At 44.3% G+C, this 246-nt stretch carries 1 protein-coding gene; it reads left to right on the top strand.

Translation table 11 applies throughout. The features are described from left to right. The coding region (locus AC0IWT_RS20005; protein WP_471798513.1) for a M61 family metallopeptidase at nucleotides 1-246 on the top strand (246 nt) is incomplete at both ends.

Raw genomic sequence — 246 nt, 5'->3', positions numbered from 1 at the left:
ATACTATTTATTTATCGTGCATAATTTCGCTCGTGGTGGTGGCGGTTTAGAGCAGTTAAACTCAACTACACTGGGTGCCAGTAGGAATGCATATAGTACAGATGCTGGTTACAAAGGCTTTTTAGGGTTAGTTGCGCATGAATACCATCACCTTTGGAATGTGAAACGCCTACGCCCGGTTGCCCTGGGCCCAGTCGACTATGATAACGAAAATTACACTACAAATCTTTGGGTTGCCGAAGGTTT

This window comes from Pedobacter sp. AC464 (assembly GCF_979253075.1).
Note: the sequence above shows the minus strand (reverse complement) of the source record. Positions and strands in the feature narration are given on the sequence as shown.